This is a genomic window from Sorangium sp. So ce590 (assembly GCF_051521365.1).
Lineage (GTDB): Bacteria > Myxococcota_A > Polyangia > Polyangiales > Polyangiaceae > Sorangium.
In genome coordinates, this window is the sequence record NZ_CP150346.1 from 927,557 (window position 1) to 950,797 (window position 23,241).

Here is a 23,241-nt window from a genome sequence, read left to right on the forward strand (position 1 = left end):
CGCGCGCGCTCGTCGCGGCGCGCCGTCGCGCTATGTTGAGCGCGCGCCGTCGCGGGTACTTCGCCGTCGCGGAGGCTTGCGCGGCCGCGTATGCTCCGCTGCCTGCCAGCGAGCGCTCCGCCTCTTCCCACCGGCATCGGCTGCACGTCCCTCACGACCCATGACGACGACCCTCAAGGCCAAGCGCCGCGTCTCTTACGACTGCTCGAAGTGCCCGGCCTACTGCTGCTCCATCTACGAGCGGGTCGAGGTGACGCCGCGCGACATGCGCCGGCTCGCCCGCCATTTCGGTCTCACGCTCGAGGCCGCCGAGGAGCGTTTCACGAAGCGCTACAGCGGCGAGCGCATCCTCCGGCGGCAGTCGGATCCGGTGCTCGGCCGGGTCTGCCGCTTCCTCGATCTCACGACGCGCGGCTGCACCATCTACGAGGCGCGGCCCGAGGTCTGCCGCGACTATCCTGGCAAGCCGCGGTGCGGCTACTACGACGTGCTCCAGTTCGAGCGGGAGACGCAGGACGATCCCAACGTGATGCCGCTCGTGCAGATCACGTTCCGCTCGAGGACGCCGTCGGGGTAGCTCCGCCGAGGGGGGTGTTCCGGTCGCTCGGTTTCGCCGGTTTCGCCGGTTTCGCCGCGCTCACGCCGTCTCGTTGCGCTCGTCCGCGTCGACCTGCGCCCCGGCGCTGGCCTTGCTCTTCTCGCGCAGCCACTCCTCCGGCCGGTCGGCGGGGTAGACCCGCAGCGAGCCGTCTGCCGGTCCGAGCAGATCCTCGACGCGCGCCACGCCGGTGATGCGCTGCGCCGCCATGAGGCCCGACATCGCGGCGCCGGCCACCCCGTGGCTCAGCGTGCTCGCGCCGCACTGGTACAGCCCAGGGATCCTCGTCCCGATGGAGAACGACAGCGGTCCGAGCTGCCAGGGTGTCTTGGCGGTGCCGTAGGCGGCGCCCCGGTGCGATGCGCAGTAGAAGTCGTTGGTCAGCGGCGTCGCCACCGAGCGAAACGCGAGCGCGCGGGAGATGCCGGGAATGACGTGCTCCGCCGCGGCGATCATCTGATCCCCGAGCGACTCCTTGAGCTTCTCGTACTCTGCCCCTCGCTCGCCCGTGCGGGTCTTGTCCCAGCGCGCGAAGGGGTCGTGGGGCACGAACGTGAACATCTCGATCGTGTGGTGATCGCCCCGGGTCGGGTGGCCCGGATCCTTCAGCGTCGTGATGGTCAGGAACAGCCCGTCCACCGCGCCGCGCGGCAGCTGGCGCTCCGCGCGCTCGTAGATGCGACCCACGTCCCTCCCGCGGTACCACCAGTAATTGCCTGAATCATATCCCATCGACCGTAGATCCATGTCCACGGCGCAGAACACGCTGAGCAGGCTGACCGAATACTCCATCCGCTGGACTTTCCGGCGCTCGCGGGCGGTCAGCTCGGGCGGCAGCAGCTCGCCGTAGGTGATCGCCGGGTCCGCGTTCGAGACGACGCTCGCCGCGCGCAGGGTCTCTCCCCCTTCCAGCTCGACGCCGGCCGCGCGCCCGCGCTCGACGAGGATGCGCCTCACCCGCGCGCGCATCCGGACCTGCCCTCCGAGCCGGCGCAGCGCCCGGATCATCGCGAGCGGTATGCGCCTGGCGCCGCCGCGCGGGTAATACCCGCCGTCGAGATAATGGCAGACGATGCTCGCATGGATCGGCAGCGCCACGCGCGACGGCGAGAGGCCGTGATCGCCCCCCTGCGCGGCCAGGAACGCGCGCAGCAGGGGGTCGCGGACGGTCGCGTTCAGCAGATCTTCCTGGGTGCGAAACCCCCAGCGCACGAGGTCCGGCGCCTTGAACGGCACGAGCAGGACCTTCGGGAACTCGAGCATCGTGTCGAGGCGGACGAGGTCGTCGTTGAGCCCGCGCAGGACGCGGAAGTACCGCTCGATGCCCGCGGCCTCGTGCGGGAACCGCGCCGTGAGCCGGGCGATCAGCCGCTCGAGGCCCTTGGGCACGTCGAGCCGATCGTCGCCGACGATCAGGTGATCGAGCCCGTCCGGGTTGAGCTCGCAGAACTCGAGATCTCCCGAGAGGCCGAGCCCCTCGTAGAGCCGCCTCACGGGGCCTCCGGGGCCGAGCCCGCCGATGTAGTGGACTCCCGGGCTGAACAGATAGCCATCCAGCGAGAAGCTGTGGGTCCACCCGCCGGGGAGGTAATGTTGCTCGACGACGATCACCTTCTGTCCCGAGCGCGCGAGCGCGAGCGCGGCCGTGAGCCCGCCCGAGCCTGATCCGATCACGACGGTATCCGCGTGCTTCATACATCCCCCCTCGGACTCCGATGCTCCGAGGAGGAGCCAGGCTGCGCGATTCTACCCCTCGGTCACCTGCCGCCGTCCGGCGGCGCCCCGGCGTCGGGCGGCGCCCTGTCCTCCTTCTCCATGCCCGTGAGCGGCAGCGGACAGACGACCGGCACGGCCCGGCTCGGTGTCTGCGCCGACTCGCGCATGCATGTCTTGCCGGTCAGGCGAAGGCGCTCGCCCACCTGGAGGTCGGGTGGGCATACGATCGGCTGGGATGCCGAGACGAGGTCCCCGTCGATCCAGAAGAGCTCGCAGCCATCGTCCGTCCGCCGCAGATGGTAGTGCCGCGTCGGGCGCCGCGGCGCCGGCGTGCCCTCTGCCGCCAGCGCGGCGCCGCCGTCGAGCGCCGGCGCCCCCGCGCCCTCCCTCCCGGCGTCGCCCTGGCACGCCGCGATCCCGGGGAGGAGCGCAGGCAGGACCCGGACGAGGAGCCTGGCCAGTCGGCGCTGCAACGTCGGCGACGGCCTCTGGGCCCTTTCCGGACCGGCCGTGATCACCGGCTCGGGAAGAACATGATGGACATCTTCGTCAGGAAGAAGTCGGCGATCAGGATCGTGATCGACGTCACCACCACGGTGCGCGTGGTCGCGTGACCGACGCCCTCCGTTCCACCGCGTGTGATCAGCCCGAAGTGGCACCCGACGAGCGCGATGATCGCCCCGAAGAAGGGCGTCTTGTACATCCCGCTGAAGTAATCCATGAACGTGACCGAGCTGAGCGCCGTCCTCAGGAAGAAGCCGGCCGGGATGCCGAACTCGGTCGCGCAGATCAGCATCGCCCCCCCGAAGCCCAGCACGAGCGCGAACGCGCCGAGCACCGGCATCACCACGATGCTCGCGAGCAGCCGTGGCAGGACGAGCTTCTTCACCGGGTTGGCGCCGAGGGCGCGGATCGCGTCGATCTGCTCGGTGACGGCCATCGACCCGACCTCCGCCGCGATGCCGGCGCCGATGCGGCCGCCCACGATGACCGCCGTCAGGGTCGGCGCGAGCTCGCGCGAGAACGACAGGCCGATGATGCGGCCCGTGTACTCCATGCCGCCGAACTTCTGCAGGCCGATGGCGAACTGCACCGCCATGACCATCCCGACGAACAGCGCCGTCACGGACGCGATCGCGGCCGAGCGCACGCCGAGCGACTCCATCTGGTAGATGGTCGAGCGCAGCTCGAGCGGCCGATCGAAGATCGCCTTGATCGCCCCCCAGGTCATCCGCCCGAACTGCCCGAGGTGCTCGACGAACCCGACGGCCGACTCGTTGATCCTGGCGAGCAGCGGGGGGAGCGGCGGCGGCGGCAGGCTGTTCGGGCCCCGGCTGGCGGGGGCCACGCTGTTCGGGGGCAAGCTGCTCGGGCCCGGGCTCGTGGAAGCCGGGCTGTTCGAGGAGGACGGCGGCGCCTCCGGGGGCCGTTTGCGCTCAGTCGTCATGGGCCGGCAGGGTCGAGAAGCCGCGGACCATCTGTGTGAACGCCGGCTCGCTGGCGGCGTAGCGAGCGGGATCTGCGATGAGGAGCATGTCGTACACGCAGCCGTTCTTCTTGAGCACCCAGATATCGAACACCTTCGGCACCCCGTCGAGCTTGGCCGAGACGACCGTGTGCATCGCCTCGCGGCCGTCGAACGGGACGACCTCCTGCTTCAGCACCTCGCGCTCCGTGAAGTGCAAAAAGAGGTGGTTGGTCAGCGAGACGAGCGGGATGTCCTCTTCGTTCCGGCAGCGTCCGTTCAGGGCGATGGTCGCCCCGTTCGTGTCGTCGCGGTACGCCACCGCCGCGTCCGAGACCGAGATCGGCTTCCAGCTCGCCGGCGCCGGGGGCACGCGGAAGGCGATCTCCGAGCCGCGGTAGACCGTTCCATCGAACGACGGGCCTCCGCAGCCGGCGATCGCGATCGCGATCGCGAGGAGCCTGGCCCGGGGGTTCGCTGCCTCGGCCGCAGAACCGGCGGCGGTGGGGCGCCTTCGAAGGGGTCGTCGCATCGCTGCGGGCCGACGCTATCACGCTTTTGCATCCTGGGCGAACGCCGGCGTCGCGCGCGTCTCTACGCGTCCCAGCGGTCGCGGCGTCTATCAGTCCCAGCGGTCGCGCGGCCGCGGCGCGTCCCACGGCGCGGATCGGCGGGCTGCCGGGCGTCGGGGCGACGCGCGCCAGTGCTGCCAGCGCTCGTGCTCGCGCGCGGAGCGCCCCACCATGAAGAGGCGGACGAGGAAGAGCCCGGCGACGAACCCCCCGAGGTGCGCGAAGAACGCGACGCCGCCGCTGCGCATGTCGATCGAGCCGAGCCCGTTCAGCAGGTTCACCACGAAGTACTGGAGGATGACAAGCCACGCCGGCAGCTCCAGGAACAGGCCGAAGATGAACCACAGGAGAAAGATCGGGTTCAGCACCGTGATCGGCGAGCGCGGGTAGAGCGACGCGTACGCGGCCAGCACGCCCGAGATGGCGCCCGAGGCGCCCACCATGGGGATCATCGATCCGGGATCGATCACGATCTGGGCGCCCGCGGCGGCGATCCCGGACAGCGCATAGAACGCCGCGTAGCGGAGGCTGCCCAGCGCGTCCTCGACGTTGTCGCCGAAGATCCAGAGGAACAGCATGTTCCCCCCGAGGTGGGCCCACCCGGTCGGGTCGTGCATGAACATGCTGCTGAAGACGGTCCACCAGGCGTCGGTTGGCTCCTCCAGCAGCTGCGCCGGGACGAGGCCCCACACGGAGAGCAGTCGGTCGGGCGGGAACCCGGCCGAGATCATCGACCGCATCCAGAAGAAACCGAGGACGTTGAGCGCGATCAGCAGGTAGTTGACGATCGGCACCTTGCGGGTGGGCAGCTGGTCTCGGAGGGGCAGCATCGGATTTACTTAAGCACGGGGGCCCGTGACAGCATCCTTCGGCCTTGATAGACCCGGGGCCCCATGCTCGAGGTGCGGCTCCGCGACACGCTGGCCCAGGGGCCTGCCCTGCTCGTCCTGTGGCGACCCGGCGAGGTCCGCATGTCCTGCTGCCGACGAGCGGCTCCTCGGCACGACCGGCCGCCGCCGTCCTCTGCACCAGTGGACGAAAACTCCTGGCAGATCTAGGTTTCCGCCCGATGAGGGCCCCCGGCGGCCCGCGTCGCGTGCCTCTCCTGCAGCCCAGAATGATGACGGACGACCATGGCTCGTGATCTCTACTCCGTGCTCGGCGTCTCGCGCGATGCGGACGAGGACAGCATCAAGAAGGCGTTCCGCAAGCTCGCGATGAAGTACCACCCGGACAAGAGCCCGGGGAAGGCCAACGAGCAGAAGTTCAAGGAGATCAACCAGGCGCACGAGGTGCTGAGCGACAAGACGAAGCGCGCGCTCTACGACGAGTTCGGCGAGGAGAGCCTCTCGCAGAACTTCGATCCCGAGCGCGCCCGCGTCTACCGTCGCTACGCGAACGCCCGGGCTGCGGGTGGGGGCCGCGGCGGCCCCGGCAACTTCGACGTGCAGGAGATCTTCGGCAACGCCGGCGGCGGCCAGGGCGATCTCAGCGACATCCTCGGCGACCTCTTCGGCCGAGGCCGCGGCGGCGCGGGCCGGCGCGGGCAGCCCATGCGCAGCCGCGGCGGCGACGTCGAGCAGGACCTCACCATCGATTTCGTCTCGGCGGTGCGGGGCACGACGCTCCAGATCCAGCGCGCCGACGATCCGCAGCCGGTGACCGTGCGCGTCCCGCCCGGGGCAGCCGAGGGGAGCCGCCTGCGCATCCGCGGCCAGGGCTCCCCCGGCGTGGGCGGCGGCGAGCCGGGCGATCTGCTGCTGAACATCCACGTCACGCCGCACCCGTTCTTCAAGCGCGAGGGCGACGATCTCCACCTCGATGTGCCCGTCACCCTGGGCGAGGCCTACCGCGGCGAGAAGATCCGCATCCCCACGCCCGACGGCGAGGTCACGCTCAAGATCCCGGCGCACACCCAGACCGGCCAGGTGATCCGGCTGCGTGGTAAGGGCATCGCCCGCAAGGCGAGGGAGCCGGGCGATCTCTACGTGAAGTTCGTGGTGTACGTCCCGACCGTCGACGACCCCGAGGTGGCGAAGGCGATCGATCTGCTCGACGGCACGGTGGAGGCGCCTCGCGGCGATCTCCGGTTCTGAGCGCGGTCGCGGGTCGGCGCGGCCGCGCGTCGGCTCGGGCGAGCGCAGCTCTCGGGTAGACATGGCATGAAGCGGCCTCTCGCGATCGATCCCTGGCCCCTCCTCGCGGCCGCCATCGCGCTCGCCGCGTGCGCCGCGCCGGCGCCGCCGCGCCCTGCGCCGCGCGCTGCCGGTCTCCCTGCGCCCGCTGCCGTCCCGCCTGCGCCTCCGCCCGCGCCGGCGCCCGCCGTCGCTCCCCCCGCCGCGTCGCCCGCGCCGGCCGCGCCGCCCGCCTCCTCGGCGGTCCCGCCGGCGGCGCCGAGCGCCGCCTCCGCGGACGCGGCCGGCGAGGCCGGCGCGCTCCAGGCGCCCTCGATCACGATCGATCCGCCCTACAAGCTCGGCCAGCACCTGGTGCCCCGCGGCCAGGCCGAGGCGGCGGAGCGGGATCGCTGGAACGCCGGGGGCAGGGGAGATCCTCCCGCGCCGCCGCCTCCGGCCGAGGGGCACCCGCTGCCGCGGATCATCGTGGACATCGGCAAGGTGAATGGCCCGCTCAAGGCGCGCGAGGTCGAGCGCATCGCCCGGCGGCACCTCTGGATCCACGTGTACTCGTGCTACCGGCTGCGCGCGTACAGGGACCCGTCGCTTCACGGCAAGACCACCGTGCGGCTCACGGTGAGCCGCGCCGGCAAGGTGACGGGCGCGCGCGCGACCTCGTCCACGCTCTCCGCGCCGGACGTCGTCTCGTGCCTCGCGCAGCGCGCGAGGTCGCTCTCGCTGCCCAGGGCCAGGGCGGGCTCGACCGTCGTCGCCACGCTGCAGGTCTATCCGGGCGACGAGCCTGTCGAGCCTCCGCCGTCCGTCCTCGTTCCCGGTCCCGGCGAGCTCCGGCCCGACGCGATCTCGGCCGCCGTGGCCGACGCCTTGCCCGCGTGGCGGAGCTGCTACGAAGCGGCCCTTGCCGGCGCGCCGGCGCTCTGGGGCCGCCTCGCGATCCGCTTTCATGTGACCGACAGCGGCGCCGTCGACGAAGCCTTCGAGGCCGAGTCGCGCTTCCCGGACGAACGGCTCACCCGCTGCGTGCTCCGGCGCGCGCGCGCCCTCACGTTCCCGGCGCCGGAGGGCGGCGACCTGCGCTTTGTGGTGCCGCTTCGTCTTTCGCCCGACCCGCAAAGCCCGCCGCGATAGCTCCCGCGCTCCCCGCGGTGCGAACGCTCACAGCGCATGCACGGCCAAGGCGGTCTCGCAAGCGAATCGCGCCGCAACAAATTGCGCCCCGGGGTCGATGTGCAACTTTACCGTGGGGGAGGAGGCTCAGGTATATGCACATCTCACCGGGCACCATCGTTGGGGGGAAGTATCTGCTGGAGAGGCAGCTCGTGCGTCCTGGCGCGCGGGTCGCGCGCGATCGGGGCTCGGTCTGGGTCGCGCGCGAGCTGCAGCTGGGCGCGCGCGTCGCCCTGAAGCTCTTCCACCCCGAGGCCGGCGCGACGGGAGATCTCCTCCGGATCGATCGCTGGGTCCGCGCTGCCGCCTGGCTCTCGTCGCGGCACGTGGTGCGCGTGTACGACCACGGCGTCGAGGGCGAGGTGGTCTACCTGGCCATGGACCTGCTCACCGGCGAGGATCTCGCGACCCGCCTGCTCCGGCGCAGCAGGCTCTCGCTCCAGGAGGCTGCGCGTATCGCCGCGCAGGCCGGCGAGGCCCTCCAGCGCGCGCACGCGGCGGACCTCCTTCACCAGGGCCTCCGGCCGGAGAGCCTCTTCTTCGCGCTGGACGGCGGCGAGGAGGTCGTGACGGTGCTCGACCTCGGGCTCCCGAGGGCCGCGCCGCGGCTCGTGGGCGAGGTCGCGGCCGACGTGAGCGCGAGCTCGCTGCACTACCTCAGCCCCGAGCAGATCCGGTCGGAACGTACCCTCGATGCGCAGACCGATCTCTGGTCGCTGGCGGCTGTCCTTTTCCGCGCGGTGACTGGCCAGCTCCCGTTCCCCGGCGACATCGCCAGCGTCGTGGCCTCGAAGATCCTGCTCGCCCCGCCGCCCGCGGCGACGCAGCTCGTGCCGAGCCTGCCTGCCGGGCTGGACGGCTTCTTCGAGAAGGCGTTCGCGCGCGACCTGGCGCGGCGCTTCCGGTCGATCGACGAGATGGTGGAGTTGCTCGTCCGGATCGCCGACCTCGCGCCGCCTCCCTCGTCCGGCGTGCTGCGCCCGCCCCCGCCGGCGCGCGTCCCCTGGGTCCCTTCGGTGCGGCCGCTGTCCGCGCTGTCTGCGGAGGTGGCGGCGTCGGGCGTTACGGCGCGGGCGGAGCCTGGTACCGAGCCACCGAGCGCGGGCCGGAGGGCGGCCCCGGTCACGCAGCTCAGCGCGGAGAGCGCCGAGGTCGTGCGCGGGCTCGACGGGCTGTCTGCGCGCGCGGGGTGGGTCATCCCGGCCGGCCTCATCGCGCTGCTCGGCGTGGCGGTGTTCGCGACGACGGCTCGGCTGGATCAGCCCAGGCTGACGACGGCTTCGACCGGCGCCGCGGCGGCCGTGCTCTCGGCCTCTCTCGCCTCCCGCCGCGTCGAGGCGCCGCCCGCCGCCCCCGAGGTGGCCTCCTCCGCGCTCTTCCGTCGAGCGCCGCTCGCCTCTCCCCAGCGCAGCGCCCACGCGCCGCCGAGCGCCGCGCCGCCGCGTCCTGCGCGGCCGCGCTCCTCTGCGGGGGCCGCCCCCGACGGGCCGCGCTAGGCGCTCCGGGACGCGTCGTCCTCGGCGGCTGCGGCCTTCTCGGCCGCGGCCTTCTTCTCCTCGGCGATGTCGCGCGCCTTGCGCGCCTCCTGCGCCGCGCGGATGGCCGACAGCGGGCCGCGCGCGTCGCGGTGCGTCCGTTCGGCTTCCGCTCGTGGCTCGCTTCCGTTCGCGATGCGCGCGCCGGTCATCACCTCGAAGTACCCGGATTCGCTCCAGACGGCGCCGAGCGTGTGCGCGATCTCCGCGCCCTCCGGCCCGAAGTACCCGATCGCGCCGCCGTAGACCCACCGTGGCCCGGCCTCGAGGCTGCGGCTGATGGCGCTCGCGCGCGCCGCCGGCTGGCCGACGGCGCTGCCGCCCGCGAGGGCGGCGCGCAGCGCCTCGACGGGCGACGCGTCACCGGGGCGCGGCCCGGCCGACGGATCGTGCTCGACGCGCACGAGCGTCTCCCCCGAGGTCCCAGCGATGGTGAGCCCCGGCGCGAACGGCGACTCGGCGAAGTCGACGAAGTAGAGGTGCGTCGACGGCGCGAGCACCCGCAGCGCGCGGTACACGTCGAAGGGATCTGCGCCCCGGAGCGGCGCCCGGAACCTGCGGGCGAGCACGATCTCGCTCGCCTCGCCGGCCGTGATGCGCTGGCGCGCGGCGGCCACCTGCGCCGCGTAGCGCTCGTCGCTCACCGGCGTCTCGAGGTGCTCCGGCAGGGCCTCCGGATCGAGCGCGGGCAGGCTCTGCTGCTCGGGCCCGTGCGCCATCTCCCACGCGCAGCGGTTCACCGCGCCCTGCGATCGGCCGGCGATGGTCATCGTCTGCGCCACGCTGTCGAACACGACGACGGTCGCGTCCTTCAGCACCCGTCCGAGGTACATCTCCTCGGGCCACGGCTCGATGCCCATGAGCTGGTGCACCGTATCGTACGAGAGGAAGCCGACCCATGCCTGGCAGACGCGGGCTGCCAGGTCGCTCGGCGGGCCCGACGCTGCCGGCTGGCCGAGCCCCTCGGCCAGCGTCGCGAACGGGTCGAACCCGCTCGGGAGGAGGCTCTCGACGCGCGCCCGGTATCCAAGGATCGCGTAGCGGCCCCAGCGTTCACCGGAGACGGCGGACTCGAGCATGAACGATGATCGGCCCGGCGACTGGGCGCGGAGCGCGGCGTAGGCGCGGACCGGTGTGATGTGATCGGCCGGGAGGGTGCGGGTCACGACGGAGCTCATCGCCGGCGAGCCTACACGACGTTGCGCCGCCCGGCGAAGGAGGGCAAGGTACCCGGAGGAACACGGTGCGAAGCGCGATCGCCCTCTCCTCCGTCCTCTGCCTGGCCGCTTGCGGCGGCGCTCCGCCCGCCGCGGCGATCGAGCGCGGCGCGCGGCGTTGACACGGCGTGGATCTGCGCGCCTGCCCGGGCGTGCGGGTCGGCGGAGGGCGGAGAGCCGCGCGTGGCGGCTCCGGCAGCGCCCCTCGCTGATCAGTAGTGGCCGAAGAGGTCCTGGATCCGCGACTCGAGCGCGACGGCGATCTTGTAGAGCGACGAGATGGACGCCGACGACTCGGCGCGCTCGATCTGCGAGAGCAGCGACACGCTGAGCCCTGTGCGGCGCGCCATCTGCTTGAGCGTCAGGTCCTTGTCCTTGCGGAGGTTCCTGATCGTGTCGCCGATGACGCGGTGGAGCTGCTCTTCGGGGGTCCGCGCGAGGCCCTTCTTGCGCATGACGCGGGCGAGCACCTCGCGGAACTCGTCCACGTTGAACGGCTTCTTGATGTAGTCGACCGCGTCGAGCTTCATGGACGCGACGGCGCTCTCGAGGTTGGGGAAGCCGGTGAAGATGACGACGGCGATGTCGTTGTCGACCTTGCGAATGCGCTTGAGCACCTCGATGCCGTCGAGCTTCGGCATCATCAGGTCGAGGATGATGAGGTGGTAGCCGCCCGCGCGGACCTCCTCTTCCACGGTCGTCGGATCGCCCAGCGTCTTGACCTGGTAGCCGTCGCGCTCGAGCAGCGTCTGCATGTAGTCACAGATCGCCCGGTCGTCGTCGACGATCAGAATGCGTACAGCGGGAAGCTCAATTGCCACCTGTTCCTCCTCTCACGTACGACCGCCGAAGTCGGTCGCTCTTGTCTTACGTGCGACCGCCGAAGCCGGTCGCCCTTGTCCGTTCTGGAAGGGGCCGCACAAGACGGTCCCTGACTCCACGTTGCATGAGCAGGGGCGAAGCCCTGACCGGCGCCCAGGCACCTCGCTCTCTGCTTCCTATCGGCAACATCGGGATTCCAGTGACACTTTAACACGACCTGAGCAAGGTGGAGACGGGAGTTTTTTCTTGCGCTCCACTGATTCTTGGCTTCGTGAAACGTCCCGGGCGCCGGATAGGCGCCAAAGAGCTGTGTTTCCGGCCATTTCCCGCCATTTGTCCGGGCTGTGGTGCGCCATCGTTCGGGGGAGCGGGGGCTGCGCCGGTGGGGGCCTGATTTATTTCGTCTTGACAGGAGGCTCGCTCTTGGCGATGTTGCGCGCCCGCTGTTCAGCGGGCGTTGCTTCGCGGCAGCGTACGGGGCGTAGCGCAGCCTGGTAGCGCACTCGGTTCGGGACCGAGGAGTCGGAGGTTCAAATCCTCTCGCCCCGACTCATTTCTTCGCATGCTGACAGGTAGAATCGCCGCGGGACGGCCCTCGCCGTCCTCGCTGGCGTCCCTGTCGTTGATGCCCGACAGGAACCCCTCGCTGAGGCGTTCGCTCGGCGTGCGGCAGGACCGAAGGGGTCCCTGCTCGCCGCGGGAACGTCGGTCTGAGGCGCTCGTTCGGTAGGCGGTAGGCCGAGGAGGCCCTCCGCCCCGGACGACCTGGAGCCTCGCCGCTACCCGGTGCGCCCGGCCAGGTTGGCGATCACCGCCGCGAGCTCCGACGCCTCGATCGGCTTGGGTACATGCGACTGGAATCCGGCCAGGAGCGCCCGCGTCCGGTCCTGGGCGCTCGCGTACGCGGTCAGCGCCGCGGCCGGGATGCGCCCGCCCTGCTCGGGGCTCTGCGCCCGCAGCCGCCGGATCAGGCTGTAGCCGTCCTCGCCGGGCATCCCGAGATCGCTCAGGATCACGTCGGGCCTCTCGCGCGCGATCGCCGACAGCGCCTCCTCGACCGTCGCCACCGCCGTGATGGTCGCCCCCTTGCGCTCCAGCACCGTCGTCACGAGCTCCCGCGCGTCCGGCTCGTCGTCGACCATCAGCACGCGGACGCCCTGGAGCGTCGGCTCCGTATCGGCGGCCATGTGGCTCAGCCCGTCGGCCCTCCGGAGCGCCGCGATGGCGCCCCGCGGCGCCAGCGGGATGTCCACCACGAACGTCGCGCCCATGCCCTCGCCCCCGCTCTCCGCCTTCACGGTGCCGCCGTGGAGCTCGATCAGGTGCCGGGCGATCGCCAGGCCGAGCCCGAGCCCGCTGTGCGGCCGCGTGCTCGTGCTGTCGGCCTGCCGGAAGCGATCGAACACGTACGGCAGGAACTCCGGGACGATGCCCTGGCCTGTGTCGCTCACCTGGATGCGCGCCAGGCCCTCGGCCCTGCCGAGCTGGATCGAGACCTTGCCGCCGCGCGGCGTGAACTTGATCGCGTTCGACAGGAGGTTCCACACCACCTGCTGCAGCCGGGTCTGGTCGCCCGAGATCGGCCCCGCGTTCGGGTCGAGCTGCACGACGAGCTCGATCCCCTTGGCGTCCGCGCCGTGGCGGACCGCGTCCATGGCCGCGTTGATGATCGGCGGCAGATCCACCAGCATCACGTCGAGCCGCAGCTTGCCGGTGATGATGCGGGAGGCGTCGAGGAGATCCTCGACGAGCTGCGCCTGGAGCGTGCCGTTGCGCTCGATCGCCTCGAGCGCGCGGACGTGCGTGTCCGGCTTCAGCGAGCCCTGCCGGAGCATGCGCGCCCAGCCGAGGATCGCGGTGAGCGGGGTCCTGAGCTCGTGGGAGAGCGTGGCGAGGAACTCGTCCTTGGCGCGGTTGACCTGCTGCGACTCGCGGTATAGCTGGGCGTTGTCGAGCGCGAGCGCCGCGAAGTTGCAGAGCTCCTCGGCGAGCGCGAGATCGTCGATGCCGTAGCGCCGGCTCGACTCGGTCGAGAGCAGCGTGATCGCGCCGCGCGTCCGGCCGCGGGCGCGCAGCGGGACGATCATCGCCGAGCGGACGCCGAGCTCCCGGAGCAGCGCGAGGTAGACCGGATCGTGCGCGCCGGACCAGGCCTCGTTGCCGGGCTGGAGCGACGAGGCCCGCTGCCACGCCATGCCGTCGACGTCCGGGAGCAGCAGCGAATCGCCGCACCGGAGCACCGCGTGCACCGCGCGCGGCATCTCGGGATCGGTCGGGTAGCGGGCCGACAGCTCCCTCCCCAGCGACAGCTTCGCGCCGCTCGCGTGCACGGCCGCGAGCCGGCTCAGCGAGCCGTCGGGCTCGACGATGTCCACCACCGTGGCCTCGGCGATGTGCGGCACCGCGAGGCGCGCGACGTTGGACAGGGTCGTGTCGTACTCGAGGCCCGACAGGGCGAGCTGCCGGCTCGCCTCGCCGATGAAGTAGCGCCGCTTGTCGGCGAGCCGCTTCTCGGTCACGTCGCGGAAGACCAGCACCAGCCCGACGAGCTCGCCCTCGTCGCTCCGGATCGGCGCGCCGTTCGAGTCGATCGCGAGCTCCGAGCCGTCCCTGCGCAGGAGCAGCGTCGTGTCGTCGAGCCCGATGATCCCGCCGTGCCGCAGCACCTCGGTGACCGGGTTGTCGAGATCGTCGCGCGTCTGCTCCGAGATGGCCCGGAAGACCTCGGACAGCCGGCGATCCCTCGCCTCGTCGAGCGTCCATCCCGTCAGCGTCTCGGCCACGGCGTTCATGAAGTCGATCCGGCCCGAGCCGTCGGTCGAGATCACCGCGTCGCCGATGCTCTTCAGCGTCGTCGAGAACTTGGTCCTGCTGACGCGCAGATCCGCCTCGAGCTGCTTGAACTGGGTGATGTCGGCGAAGATGGAGACCGCGCCGAGCATGTCGCCGTCCGGCGAGAAGAGCGGCGCGCAGCTGCCGAGCAGCATCCCGTGCGTGCCGTCGAAGCGCTGGAAGTGGACCTCCTCGGCGGGGACGGTCTCCCTGAGCGTGAGGCACCGCGCCATCGACCAGTCCTCGGCGGCGAACGGCCGGCCGTCGGGGTGGAACGCGCGGTAGCGCCCCCACCCCTCGACGTTCTCGGCGGTGGCGCTGCCGGCCCAGATCCGCTCCGAGGCGCGGTTCTGGAGGGTCAGCTTGCCCTGGGTGTCGGAGACGATGATGCCGTGCGGGCTCTCGCTGAGGAGCGCGTCGAGCAGCCCGCGCTCGTGCCGCGTGATCGCGCGGAGCCGCTCGACCTCGCGGCGCAGCGCCTCGAGCTCGGTGTCGATCGGCGGCACCGACGCGGCGAGGGGCGTGAGCTCGAACGAGGCGCTCGCGGTCGGGTCGAGGCTCGCGATCGCGCGATCGATCTCGACGACCGTCGGGCCGAGGAGCCGTCGCTGCTCGGCGGTCGAGGCCGCCTCGTACAGCAATGCCCTGGCCTGAGCGAGCGCCGTGACGATCGGGATGTCCGAACGTTCGGGCATGGCCTTCAAGGGATCCCACGGCCGCCGGTCGCGAACAAGATGCTAGGCGGGCGACCTGACACGGAAACTACGTTGCCGGACGCGGACTTCTTGCTGGACGGACTCTTCCGGTGTGCTGGGGTACGGCCGCGGGCTCTCCCGGTGTGCCGGGGTACGGCTGCGGCCCTCGAGGGCGGCGCTGGCGCACCCCGGCGGGGTCGGTGGCCGCGACGGTCAGCTGCGCGCCGCCTGGATCTGCTTCACGAGCTCGGGCACGGTCGTGAAGAGGTCGGCGACCAGGCCGTAGTCGGCCACCTGGAAGATCGGCGCGTCGGCGTCCTTGTTGATGGCCACGATGACCTTCGACCCCTTCATCCCGGCGAGGTGCTGGATGGCGCCCGAGATGCCGATGGCGAAGTAGAGCGACGGCGCGACGACCTTGCCCGTCTGTCCGACCTGCAGGTCGCTGGCGGCGTAGCCTGCGTCGCATGCGGCGCGGCTCGCGCCGACGGCGGCGCCGAGGACGTCGGCGAGCGGGTCGAGGATCTCGTTGAAGCGCTCCTTCAGGGCGCGGCCGCCGGAGACGACGACCTTGGCCTCGGCGAGCTCGGGGCGCTCGCTCTTCACCTGGTCGAAGGAGACGAACTCCACGCGCTCCGCGGCGGCGCTCGGCGGGACGACCGCGACCTGCTCGATCGGCGATTTCGACCCGGCGGGCTCCGCGGCGGCGAACGCGCTCTGCCGGACGGTCACGACCTGGACCTGGGTCGTGACGGTGCAGATCCCGTACGCGTTGCCGGCGTACATCGGGCGTTTGTACCTGAGCGTCGAGCCCTCGGCGAGGAGCTCGGAGATGTCGCTCGCGAAGCCCGCCGAGAGCCGGGCTGCCACGCGCGGGAGCAGGTCCTTGCCGTAGGCGCTCGCGGTGCCCACGACGACCGCGTATCCCTTGGCGGCCGCCGCGACGGTCGGCACGTAGCGCTCGGCGACGTAGTCCTTGAGCGCGCTCGACTCGGCGACGAGCACCTTGGCCGCGCCGAGCGTCGCCGCTTCCGCGGCCGCCTCGCCGAGGGCGTCGCCGATCACGAGGATCGCGTACGTCCCGCCGAGCGCCGCGGCGGCTTGCCTGGCGAACGTGACGGCGGAGTGGGTCGTCTTCTTCAGCTTTCCATCGGCGGCCTCGGCCACCACGAGAACGTCAGCCATGAATCCCTCCTGCACCTCGTCGACTTGTGTCGGTTCATCCCCGCGCGCGCGGGGGCCACGACCTGCATTCGCGGTCCGTCAGAGGACCTTCGCCTCGTCCTTGAGGCGCGTGACGAGCTCACCGACGTCTTTCACCTTGATGCCTGCCTTGCGCGCCGGGGGCGCCTGGAACGCCTGGTACTGGACCTTGAGCGTCGGGTCGGCGGCGAGGTCGACGAGCTTCACCTCGACGAGGGGCTTCTTCTTGGCGGCCATGATCGCGGGGAGCGCCGCGAAGCGCACGCCGTCGTTGTACTTGAACGTGGGCGCCGTCTTCATCGAGTAGACGCTGGTCGGCGCGACGATGCGGAGGTCGACCGTGACCACGGCCGGCAGGCGCACGCGGAGCGTGGCGACGCCGCCGTCGACCTCGCGGCCGACGAGCAGCGCGCCCTTTTCTTCCTTGAGGGTCGCGGCGAAGGTGGCGAGCGGCCAGTCGAGCAGCTCGGCGAGGATCTGGCCGACCTGGTTCGAGTCGCCGTCGACGGCCTGCTTGCCCATGACCACGACGTCCGGCTTCTCGCGCTCGACGAGCGTCTTGAGGGCGCGGGCCACGAGGTCGCCGTCGAGCTTGTCGTCGGTGACGTCGACGCGGAAGGCCCTGTCGGCGCCCGTCGCGAGGGCGGCGCGGAGGGTCTGCTCGGTCTCCTTGGGCCCGAAGGTGACGACGACGACCTCGCCCGCGCGCGTCTTCGGCGCCTTGCCGTCCTCGGTCAGGCGCAGCGCCGCTTCCAGGGCGTACTCGTCGAACGGGTTCGGTTTCCACTCGAGCCCGGTCGTCTCGATTTTGTCCCCTGAAGGAGGGATCTTCACCTTGTTCGCGTTATCCGGATCGGCGACGCGCTTGAGCGGAACGAGGATCTTCACGGCTCGGTTGGCTCCTGTTGCTGTGGGGTAACGCAGAGCGTAGTCCCCCGGGGCAGGGGCGCGCCAGACACGACAGACGGGCCGGCGGACCCGAGCGTGGATCCGGCGAGCCCGACTGAAATAACGCGCCCGAGGCGGAGGAAATCGGTCATGGCAGCGCCGACGTGGTGCGTCAAGCAGGCGTGGTGGTTCTGACGGCATGGACGCGATCCGTTGTGAGGCGCCTCGCGGCGGCGGGGGGCGCGATGGATGCGAACCGTTGAGAGGGGGCTGGCGGGCGGGGGCTGCCACGTCAATCCACCCCGGCCACGGGCGCTTCCTCGTCGATCGCGGGCTCGCCTGCGCCGCCGTCTGCCGGCGGGGCGCCGTCGGCCGCGTCGGTCTCCTTGCCGCCCGAGCGCCGGCGCTCGACCTTGCCCGCCTCACGCTGCAGCTCGGTCGCTCCCGGCTGGTCCTGCGCCTCCAGGTGGATGCGCTGCGCGTCCAGCTTGCCGAACTCGTCGCCCCCGGCGAACCACGCCTGCACCCGCCTTGAGCAGGTTGCCCCCCAGCGTCGGCAGCGCCTTGAGCGCCGCCTTCGACTCCGGCGTCAGCTGGTCGCGCGCGAGCTTCACCTCGCCCGCCTCATCGCTGTAGCTCGCCGAGATGAACTTGAGCCCATCGGCGAAGAGCTGATCGCGGAGATCGAGGTAGATCGCGGCGTCCTCGCGATCGTCGGCCAGATCGGCGAAGCCGGTGAGCACCGCGTGGGCGCCGCGGGCCTTGCGATCATGGATCTGATCGAACACGACCTGCTTTTGCTGGATGCCTGTGAGCTCGTCATTCGCCTTCTTCTGCAGGCGGTGCGACTTCAAGATCCCGTCGTGCGCCGCCTCGATATCGTCGATGAGCGGAGCGCACCGCTTCAGCGATACGAGGCGCGGCCTTTCGCGCTCCGGGTCGAGCCACGCGGCCGTGATCTGGACCATCTGACGAGGAGGGAGGTCTTTGAGCGCCATGGTGCCTCCTTGGTCTTCCTCCGGCGACGATCGCCGGGGAACGCACCCTCGGTGAGGCTTTCAGATCGGGCGCTGTCCGTGAAGGCCGTTCGCGCGACGCAAACGTGCCCGCGCCACCAGATCTGCGGCAGGTTTTCGGCCGGCTTGAACCGCGGCCGCCCGGCGCCGCCCTCCAGCCGTCGTCCTGCCTCGCAGGCCGCCTCGAAGGCGAGGACACGACAAGCAGCTTTTCGACCTTGGACCTGGTGATGCTCGGTAACGGTTGAACGCGGTGGGCGCTCTACGGCGGTTCGCTCGGCGGCGGCGCATCGACGTCGCTCGCCCGCAGATCGCCCCTTAGCCGCCTTCGCAGCTGCTCGTCCATGCGCAGCGCGTACTTCTCGTGCACGCCGAGCGCGGCGGCGACGTTGGCCCAGGAGAGTTCCTGCCAGTACCGGAGCTCGATGAGGCGCGCCTCGCGCTCGTCGAGGCCGTGGAGCGCCGTCCTGAGCGCCTCGAGGGCCTGGGTGCGCGCCATCGCGTCCTCGGGGTGCGCCCTGAGCCGCTCGCCGGCGTCCGCGACGAAGCGCGCGAAGACGAGCGCGCGACACTGGTTCTTGAGCTGGTTCAATGCGTCGGTGTCGTCGTCGCCGAACGGATCGCCGGCGTCGCGCATCGACTCGGCCGCAGCGAGCGAGGCGGCGAGGCCGGCGCGCCGGAACGACGCCTCGCGGGTGAGCAGCCGGATGACGGCGCCGGCGACCCGCTTCCATGCGTAGACGCCGAACGGGACGCCGCGCGCGGCGTCGTATCCGGGGCTCGCTTCGAGGAGCGCCTGATAGGCCGTCTGCTCGCAGTCCTCCAGGCCCTGTCGCGTCCGCACGCCATAGACCCGCGCGGTCGTCCGCGCGACGTGGCGCGCCATGGACAGCGCCTCCAGCACGCGCTCATGATCCGGAGGCGATGGAGGGGGGCGCTGGCTGCCTGTCACCGCCGCCCACCGAAGGTCCCGTCAACGGGCTCCGGCGCCGCCAGGGTCGCCCGCGCCCCTTCCGCGCCCGCGCCCTCGCGGGCCACCTCGCCGCTCTCGGACAGGACAGGAGGCCTCGCCCGCAGGCGATCGTAGAGCGGCGCCGACGCCGGGTGCGTCGTGATGAAGACCGCGAGGAGCCTGCGGTAATCCTCGATCTCCTCGGGCGAGAGCGCCCCGAGGTACGGGCTCAGCGCGTCTTCGGCACAGGCATCGACGAGGGGATCGACGTCGCCCGTGATGGGGAGGTCGTCGTGCTGGGGAGCGTCGTGCGTCATGGGGACCTCGCGTGGCGGGGCCCCGCGTGCGGTGCGGCGCCCCTTCGTCCTTCCTCTCTCAAATCACCTTCAGCGGACCGGTTCGGACAGAGAAAGCGACGCGCCAGGGCCTTTTCTTGGGCCGCCCGGGGGCGCGGCGGCGGCGGGCGCGGGCCGGGGGCTGCTGTCCGAGCGCTTCGTGGGCCGGCAACTACTTGAATCGACGTTGTTTTTCAACAATCGACAGCGCCGGAGCATTTTCTTTGTCTGAACCGGCCCCGTGCTCGTGATTTCCACTTCAGGAGACCCCGCTGGTGGCACGCCTCACGTCAGACAGCGCACGGCTTCCCGGCGACGGGGGGGACGCGCTGGAAGGAACGCCGTACCGCGCGCTCCGGGCGCTCGGGCGCGGGGGCATGGGGGAGGTGATCGAGGCGGAGCACCGAGCCCTCCGGAAGCGGGTCGTGGTGAAGCTGGTCCGCCGCACGCTCGCCGGGGATCCGCGGTTCGCGGATCGGCTGCGGGTCGAGGCGCAGGCGCTCGCGGCGGTCTCGTCGCCGCACGTGGTGGCGGTGATGGATCTCGGGACGACGCCGCGGGGGCGGGCGTATCTCGTGATGGAGCGGCTCGAAGGGTGCACGCTGCGGGAGGAGCTGGAGCGGCGCGGGTCGTTGCCGGTGTCCGAGGCGATCGAGGTCACGCGGCAGGTGCTGGCGGGGCTCGCGGCGGCGCACCGGGTCGGGATCGTGCACCGCGACGTGAAGCTCGACAACCTGTTCCTGTGCGCGCCGGACGCGGCGGCGCCGGGGGCGGCCCGCGTCGTGAAGGTGCTCGATTTCGGGGTCGCGAAGGTGCTCGACGCGGGCGTTGCCAGGACGGGGCCGGGGACAGCGCCGCCGCGTTTCCTGGCCGGGCCGGCGGTTCCGACCGAGGCGGGGTTGCTCGTCGGGACCCCCCGGACGGCCTCGCCGGAGCAGGCGCGATGCCAGCCGGTCGATGCGCGGACCGACGTGTATGCCGTCGGGTTGCTGATGTATACGCTCTTGGTGGGGCACGGTCCGTTCGCTCATGTCGAGGACGCGCTGGAGGTGCTGCGTGCGCACGTCGTGGAAGCGCCTGCGGCGCCGTCGCGTCACGCGGCGCAGGTGATCCCGCGGGCGCTGGACGGGGCGGTGCTGAAGGCGCTGGCGAAGCTGCCGGAGCACCGCTTCCAGAGCGCCGAGGCGTTCGCGGAGGAGCTCGCGCGGATCGGGGCGGGGCTGGGGGAGGAGGAAGAGAGCGGGGCGGGGGCGGGGACGGCGGGAACAGGGGGAGGCGGGTGGATGGCGGGGGCGAGGGGCGAGGGAGGGGAGGGGGAAGCGGCGTGGGAGCCGGAGAGCGGGGCGTGGTTCGAAGCGATGCCGTCGGGCGGCGGAGAGGCGGGAGCCGGGGGGCTGGTGGAGGCGGCCGCGGAGGAGGGTGCGGCGGGGGTGGACGCGCGGCTGTTCGCGGGGCTGACGCTGGCGAGCACGGTGGTGTTCTCGGTACTGGGGGTGCTGGCGCTGCGCGGCCTGGGGGCGTGGTGATGGCGCGAGGACCGCTCCAGGCCGGAGACGTGTTCCTTGACTACCGTGTGACGGAGTTGATCGACGCGGGCGGGATGGGGGAGGTGTACCGAGCGGTGGAGGACTACTCGGAAGACGTTGTGGCGATCAAGTGCATGTCGCCGCGGCACGTGAGGAGAGAGGACTTCGCGAGGCGTTTCCGGCAGGAGTGCAAGTTCTATCCGAAGCTGAAGCACCCGAACATCGTGCGGATGAGGAAGGCCGGGGTGTCGCCAGAGCACGTGGCGTACATCGTGATGGATTACCTCGAAGGGAGGACGCTGAGGAAGCTGTTGACCAAGGCGTACCGACTGGATTTTTTGAGCGCGATGCACGTGATGCTGCAGGTGGCGGACGCGATGACGTTCGTGCACTCGAAGGGGATATGGCACCGTGATCTGAAGCCCGAGAACATCATGGTGGGGACGAAGGCGGACGCGAAAGGGCACGTGTGGCTCCTGGACTTCGGGATAGCGAAGTTCGCGGACGGGGGGATGAACACGGACGACCTGCCGGACGTGGGGACGGTGAGGTACATCTCGCCGGAGCAGGTGAAGCTGCTGTACGGGGCGTCGAAGAAGGCGGAGCGGGCGAAGCCGGACGGGCGAACGGACATCTACGCGTTCGGGGCGATCTTCTACGAGGTGCTGACAGGCAAGCACCTGTTCCTGGACGACAGCGAGCCGGCGACGGCGGAGGAGACGCTGACGGGTCATCTGGTGGCGGCGCCGGAGCCAGTGCACGAGATCGTGCCGGATTGCCCGGAGTTCGTGTGGCCGGTGGTGTCGCGTTGCATAGCGATCGACGTGGAGGAGCGGTACGCGAAGTTCGACGAGGTGGCGCGTGACCTTCGGTCGCTGCTGAGGGACACGGTGCCGGCCGGGCACGTGCTGGCGCGACGGCTGGCGCAGGAGCGGATGAAGGCGGAGCGGGAGGCGGCGTTCGCGGGGGTGGAGCTGGGAGAGGACAGCGCGCCGGTGAGCGGGAGCGGAGAGGCGGCGGGGAGGCTGGCGGGCGAGGAACAGACGGAGGAGGCGCGGGCGCGGGGCGAGAGCGAGAGCGAGGGGGGCGGGATGGCGGGGGCGAGCGAGGAAGAAGAGGGAGGGAAGAGGGTGCGGCGGGTGGCGCACGGGGAGACGGCGCGGGTGGCGCACGGGGAGACGGCGCCGCTGGCGCAGTTCGTGGCACCGGCGAGCGCGCTGCCGTTCGCGGCGGCGTCGAGGGCGCGGGCGCGCTCGCTGCGGGGGCTCGGGGTGGGGTACACGGAGCCGTTGCCGTCGACGCTGCCGGCGCTGAGGCCGCGGGAAGCCGCGGGGCCGGTGAGGACGGGGCGGGAAGCCACCGCGGTGCTGGCGGGAGCGTGGGCGGAGAGGAGCGCGCAGAGGACCGCACCGCCGGAGGCGGGGGCGGGGGCGGGGGCGGGGGCGCAGTACTACGCGGCGCCGCCGTCGTTGCCGGTGATGGAGTCGCAGCGAGCGGTGCCGCCTCCGCCAGCGGAGGCGGGGGCGCAGTACTACGCAGCGCCGCCGTTGCCGCAGGCGGGAGCGCAGCACCACGCGGCGCCGCCGTTGCCGCAGGCGGGAGCGCAGTACTACGCCGCGCCGGCGTCGCCGGTGATGGAGTCGCAGCGAGCATCGGCGCCGGCGTTGCCGGCGATGGAGTCGCAGCGAGCATCGGCGCCGCAGTTGCCCTGGAGGGAGGCGCAACGAGCGGCGGCGGCGGCGGCGCCGGAGGTCGGATCGCCGTACGTGACGCCGGAGCTGCGCGAGATTGCGGCGCGGTACGTGACGCCGGCGTTGCCGGTGATGGAGCCGCCGCGAGCGGGAACGACGCCGCTGCCTGTCGCAGGGCGGCCGACGGCGCCGAGGGAGGTTGCAGCACCGGCGATGCAACCGCCGGGGTCGCTGCCGAGAGAGACAGCGAGCCCGCCGGCCGCGATGCTCGCGCAGCCGCGGCGGTCGATGCGGGCGTACTTGCTCGCGCCGCTTGTGGCGCTGGGGCTCACGGGGTTGGGGCTGGGCGCTGCGCTGGGACTCCGAGCGATGAGCGGGGACGCGTCGGAGCCGGCGGCCTCCGCGGAGCCGGCCGAGAGCGTGACGGCGAGCGCGGCGCCGGGAAGGGTCGCGCCGGCGCCGCCGGCGAAGGCGGTCTCCGCGGCGCCCGCGCCGGAGACGACGGCGAGCGCCGCGGCGGCGAGCTCGGCCGAGGCGCCCGCGGAGGTGCAGGCGCCCGTGAAGGAAGCCGATGCGCCCGCGGAGGTGCAGGCGCCTGCGAAGGATGCGGCGCCCGCGGAGGCCGAAGCGTCGTCGAAGGAGCCGCGGCCCGAGGCGGCGAGGCCAGCGCCGGTGAGGACCGCGCCGGCGGAGCCCGAGGACGACGAGGACATCTACGAGATGCCGAAGCGGCAGAAGCCGTCGTTTCTGCGGGTGCTGGCGGAAGAGAAGAAAAAGGCGGCGCCGGCACAGAAGGCGGCGCCGGCGAAACAAGGGGGCGCGAAGCCAGCGGGCCCGTGCCCGGCTGTCGGGTGCAGGCCGTTCTAGTCGCTG

General features: G+C 71.8%; 19 protein-coding genes and 1 tRNA gene. 7 read left to right on the plus strand and 13 right to left on the minus strand.

Annotation, left to right across the window (positions count from 1 at the left end):
- Positions 1–160: 160 nt before the first annotated feature.
- Positions 161–577 carry a YkgJ family cysteine cluster protein gene (locus WMF28_RS03495; RefSeq protein WP_437600615.1) on the plus strand — a complete coding sequence of 139 codons (417 nt, stop codon included), beginning with the start codon at positions 161–163 and terminating at the stop codon, positions 575–577.
- Between the two features lie 60 nt (positions 578–637).
- On the opposite strand, the gene WMF28_RS03500 is transcribed toward WMF28_RS03495, so the two are convergent.
- The 5 genes from WMF28_RS03500 to WMF28_RS03520 form a co-directional block, all read right to left on the minus strand.
- Positions 638–2,293: a phytoene desaturase family protein gene (locus WMF28_RS03500; protein WP_437600616.1), complete on the minus strand. Its 1,656-nt coding sequence runs from the start codon at positions 2,291–2,293 to the stop codon at positions 638–640.
- A 62-nt stretch (positions 2,294–2,355) separates the two neighbouring features.
- A complete protein-coding gene (locus WMF28_RS03505; protein WP_437600617.1) occupies positions 2,356–2,787 on the minus strand; it encodes a hypothetical protein in 432 nt (143 codons plus the stop codon).
- A 41-nt stretch (positions 2,788–2,828) separates the two neighbouring features.
- Positions 2,829–3,761 (minus strand): MlaE family ABC transporter permease, encoded by a 933-nt coding sequence (locus WMF28_RS03510; protein ID WP_437600618.1) that lies wholly within the window; start codon positions 3,759–3,761, stop codon positions 2,829–2,831.
- The gene (locus WMF28_RS03515; protein WP_437600619.1) at positions 3,751–4,311 is read right to left on the minus strand and encodes a hypothetical protein; all 561 of its coding nucleotides are present in this window, start codon (positions 4,309–4,311) and stop codon (positions 3,751–3,753) included. The genes WMF28_RS03510 and WMF28_RS03515 overlap by 11 nt, the downstream gene beginning before the upstream one ends.
- Positions 4,312–4,401: 90 nt before the next feature.
- Positions 4,402–5,181 (minus strand): rhomboid family intramembrane serine protease, encoded by a 780-nt coding sequence (locus tag WMF28_RS03520; protein WP_437600620.1) that lies wholly within the window; start codon positions 5,179–5,181, stop codon positions 4,402–4,404.
- Positions 5,182–5,484: 303 nt separating this feature from the next.
- Between WMF28_RS03520 and WMF28_RS03525 the strand changes: the two genes are divergently transcribed.
- The 3 genes from WMF28_RS03525 to WMF28_RS03535 all read left to right on the plus strand — a co-directional run bounded on the left by WMF28_RS03525 (position 5,485) and on the right by WMF28_RS03535 (position 9,152).
- Entirely contained in the window at positions 5,485–6,447 is a 963-nt protein-coding gene (locus WMF28_RS03525) for a DnaJ C-terminal domain-containing protein (RefSeq protein WP_437600621.1), read from the plus strand.
- 66 nt (positions 6,448–6,513) lie between these two features.
- Positions 6,514–7,617 (plus strand): AgmX/PglI C-terminal domain-containing protein, encoded by a 1,104-nt coding sequence (locus tag WMF28_RS03530; RefSeq protein WP_437600622.1) that lies wholly within the window; start codon positions 6,514–6,516, stop codon positions 7,615–7,617.
- A 134-nt stretch (positions 7,618–7,751) separates the two neighbouring features.
- Positions 7,752–9,152, plus strand: a complete 1,401-nt coding sequence (locus WMF28_RS03535; RefSeq protein ID WP_437600623.1) for a serine/threonine-protein kinase — start codon at positions 7,752–7,754, stop codon at positions 9,150–9,152.
- Here the strand turns inward: WMF28_RS03535 and WMF28_RS03540 are convergent.
- On the minus strand, positions 9,149–10,369 hold the full coding sequence (locus tag WMF28_RS03540) for a chorismate-binding protein (protein ID WP_437600624.1): 1,221 nt from the start codon (positions 10,367–10,369) through the stop codon (positions 9,149–9,151). The two genes, WMF28_RS03535 and WMF28_RS03540, sit on opposite strands and share 4 nt — an antisense overlap.
- A 251-nt stretch (positions 10,370–10,620) precedes the next feature.
- Positions 10,621–11,229 (minus strand): response regulator, encoded by a 609-nt coding sequence (locus WMF28_RS03545; protein WP_020732843.1) that lies wholly within the window; start codon positions 11,227–11,229, stop codon positions 10,621–10,623.
- A 476-nt stretch (positions 11,230–11,705) separates the two neighbouring features.
- Between WMF28_RS03545 and WMF28_RS03550 the strand changes: the two genes are divergently transcribed.
- Positions 11,706–11,779: transfer RNA gene (locus WMF28_RS03550), tRNA-Pro, on the plus strand.
- Between the two features lie 230 nt (positions 11,780–12,009).
- Here the strand turns inward: WMF28_RS03550 and WMF28_RS03555 are convergent.
- The 6 genes from WMF28_RS03555 to WMF28_RS03580 form a co-directional block, all read right to left on the minus strand.
- Positions 12,010–14,757 (minus strand): ATP-binding protein, encoded by a 2,748-nt coding sequence (locus WMF28_RS03555; RefSeq protein WP_437600625.1) that lies wholly within the window; start codon positions 14,755–14,757, stop codon positions 12,010–12,012.
- A gap of 213 nt (positions 14,758–14,970) precedes the next feature.
- Entirely contained in the window at positions 14,971–15,942 is a 972-nt protein-coding gene (locus WMF28_RS03560) for an electron transfer flavoprotein subunit alpha/FixB family protein (protein ID WP_437600626.1), read from the minus strand.
- A gap of 78 nt (positions 15,943–16,020) precedes the next feature.
- Positions 16,021–16,848 carry an electron transfer flavoprotein subunit beta/FixA family protein gene (locus WMF28_RS03565; RefSeq protein WP_437600627.1) on the minus strand — a complete coding sequence of 276 codons (828 nt, stop codon included), beginning with the start codon at positions 16,846–16,848 and terminating at the stop codon, positions 16,021–16,023.
- Positions 16,849–17,270: 422 nt separating this feature from the next.
- Complete coding sequence (locus WMF28_RS03570) at positions 17,271–17,846, minus strand: hypothetical protein (RefSeq protein ID WP_437600628.1); 576 nt, start codon at positions 17,844–17,846, stop codon at positions 17,271–17,273.
- A gap of 280 nt (positions 17,847–18,126) precedes the next feature.
- Positions 18,127–18,750, minus strand: coding sequence for a sigma-70 family RNA polymerase sigma factor (locus WMF28_RS03575; protein WP_437600629.1), 624 nt, complete (start codon positions 18,748–18,750; stop codon positions 18,127–18,129).
- A gap of 62 nt (positions 18,751–18,812) precedes the next feature.
- Positions 18,813–19,133: a hypothetical protein gene (locus WMF28_RS03580; protein ID WP_437600630.1), complete on the minus strand. Its 321-nt coding sequence runs from the start codon at positions 19,131–19,133 to the stop codon at positions 18,813–18,815.
- Positions 19,134–19,426: 293 nt separating this feature from the next.
- On the opposite strand from WMF28_RS03580, the gene WMF28_RS03585 reads away from it, so the two are divergent.
- Positions 19,427–20,677: a serine/threonine-protein kinase gene (locus WMF28_RS03585; protein ID WP_437600631.1), complete on the plus strand. Its 1,251-nt coding sequence runs from the start codon at positions 19,427–19,429 to the stop codon at positions 20,675–20,677.
- Positions 20,677–23,235, plus strand: coding sequence for a protein kinase domain-containing protein (locus WMF28_RS03590; RefSeq protein ID WP_437600632.1), 2,559 nt, complete (start codon positions 20,677–20,679; stop codon positions 23,233–23,235). The genes WMF28_RS03585 and WMF28_RS03590 overlap by 1 nt, the downstream gene beginning before the upstream one ends.
- Positions 23,236–23,241: the final 6 nt, after the last annotated feature.

Bases quoted from the DNA above. Each gene is read 5' to 3' on its own strand.
- WMF28_RS03525 (WP_437600621.1), top strand. From the start codon at position 5,485: ATGGCTCGTGATCTCTACTCCGTGCTCGGCGTCTCGCGCGATGCGGAC.
- WMF28_RS03590 (WP_437600632.1), top strand. From the start codon at position 20,677: ATGGCGCGAGGACCGCTCCAGGCCGGAGACGTGTTCCTTGACTACCGT.
- WMF28_RS03535 (WP_437600623.1), top strand. From the start codon at position 7,752: ATGCACATCTCACCGGGCACCATCGTTGGGGGGAAGTATCTGCTGGAG.
- WMF28_RS03515 (WP_437600619.1), bottom strand. From the start codon at position 4,311: ATGCGACGACCCCTTCGAAGGCGCCCCACCGCCGCCGGTTCTGCGGCC.
- WMF28_RS03510 (WP_437600618.1), bottom strand. From the start codon at position 3,761: ATGACGACTGAGCGCAAACGGCCCCCGGAGGCGCCGCCGTCCTCCTCG.
- WMF28_RS03530 (WP_437600622.1), top strand. From the start codon at position 6,514: ATGAAGCGGCCTCTCGCGATCGATCCCTGGCCCCTCCTCGCGGCCGCC.
- WMF28_RS03575 (WP_437600629.1), bottom strand. From the start codon at position 18,750: ATGGCGCGCCACGTCGCGCGGACGACCGCGCGGGTCTATGGCGTGCGG.
- WMF28_RS03580 (WP_437600630.1), bottom strand. From the start codon at position 19,133: ATGACGCACGACGCTCCCCAGCACGACGACCTCCCCATCACGGGCGAC.
- WMF28_RS03570 (WP_437600628.1), bottom strand. From the start codon at position 17,846: ATGGCGCTCAAAGACCTCCCTCCTCGTCAGATGGTCCAGATCACGGCC.
- WMF28_RS03540 (WP_437600624.1), bottom strand. From the start codon at position 10,369: ATGAGCTCCGTCGTGACCCGCACCCTCCCGGCCGATCACATCACACCG.
- WMF28_RS03555 (WP_437600625.1), bottom strand. From the start codon at position 14,757: ATGCCCGAACGTTCGGACATCCCGATCGTCACGGCGCTCGCTCAGGCC.
- WMF28_RS03560 (WP_437600626.1), bottom strand. From the start codon at position 15,942: ATGGCTGACGTTCTCGTGGTGGCCGAGGCCGCCGATGGAAAGCTGAAG.
- WMF28_RS03520 (WP_437600620.1), bottom strand. From the start codon at position 5,181: ATGCTGCCCCTCCGAGACCAGCTGCCCACCCGCAAGGTGCCGATCGTC.
- WMF28_RS03500 (WP_437600616.1), bottom strand. From the start codon at position 2,293: ATGAAGCACGCGGATACCGTCGTGATCGGATCAGGCTCGGGCGGGCTC.
- WMF28_RS03495 (WP_437600615.1), top strand. From the start codon at position 161: ATGACGACGACCCTCAAGGCCAAGCGCCGCGTCTCTTACGACTGCTCG.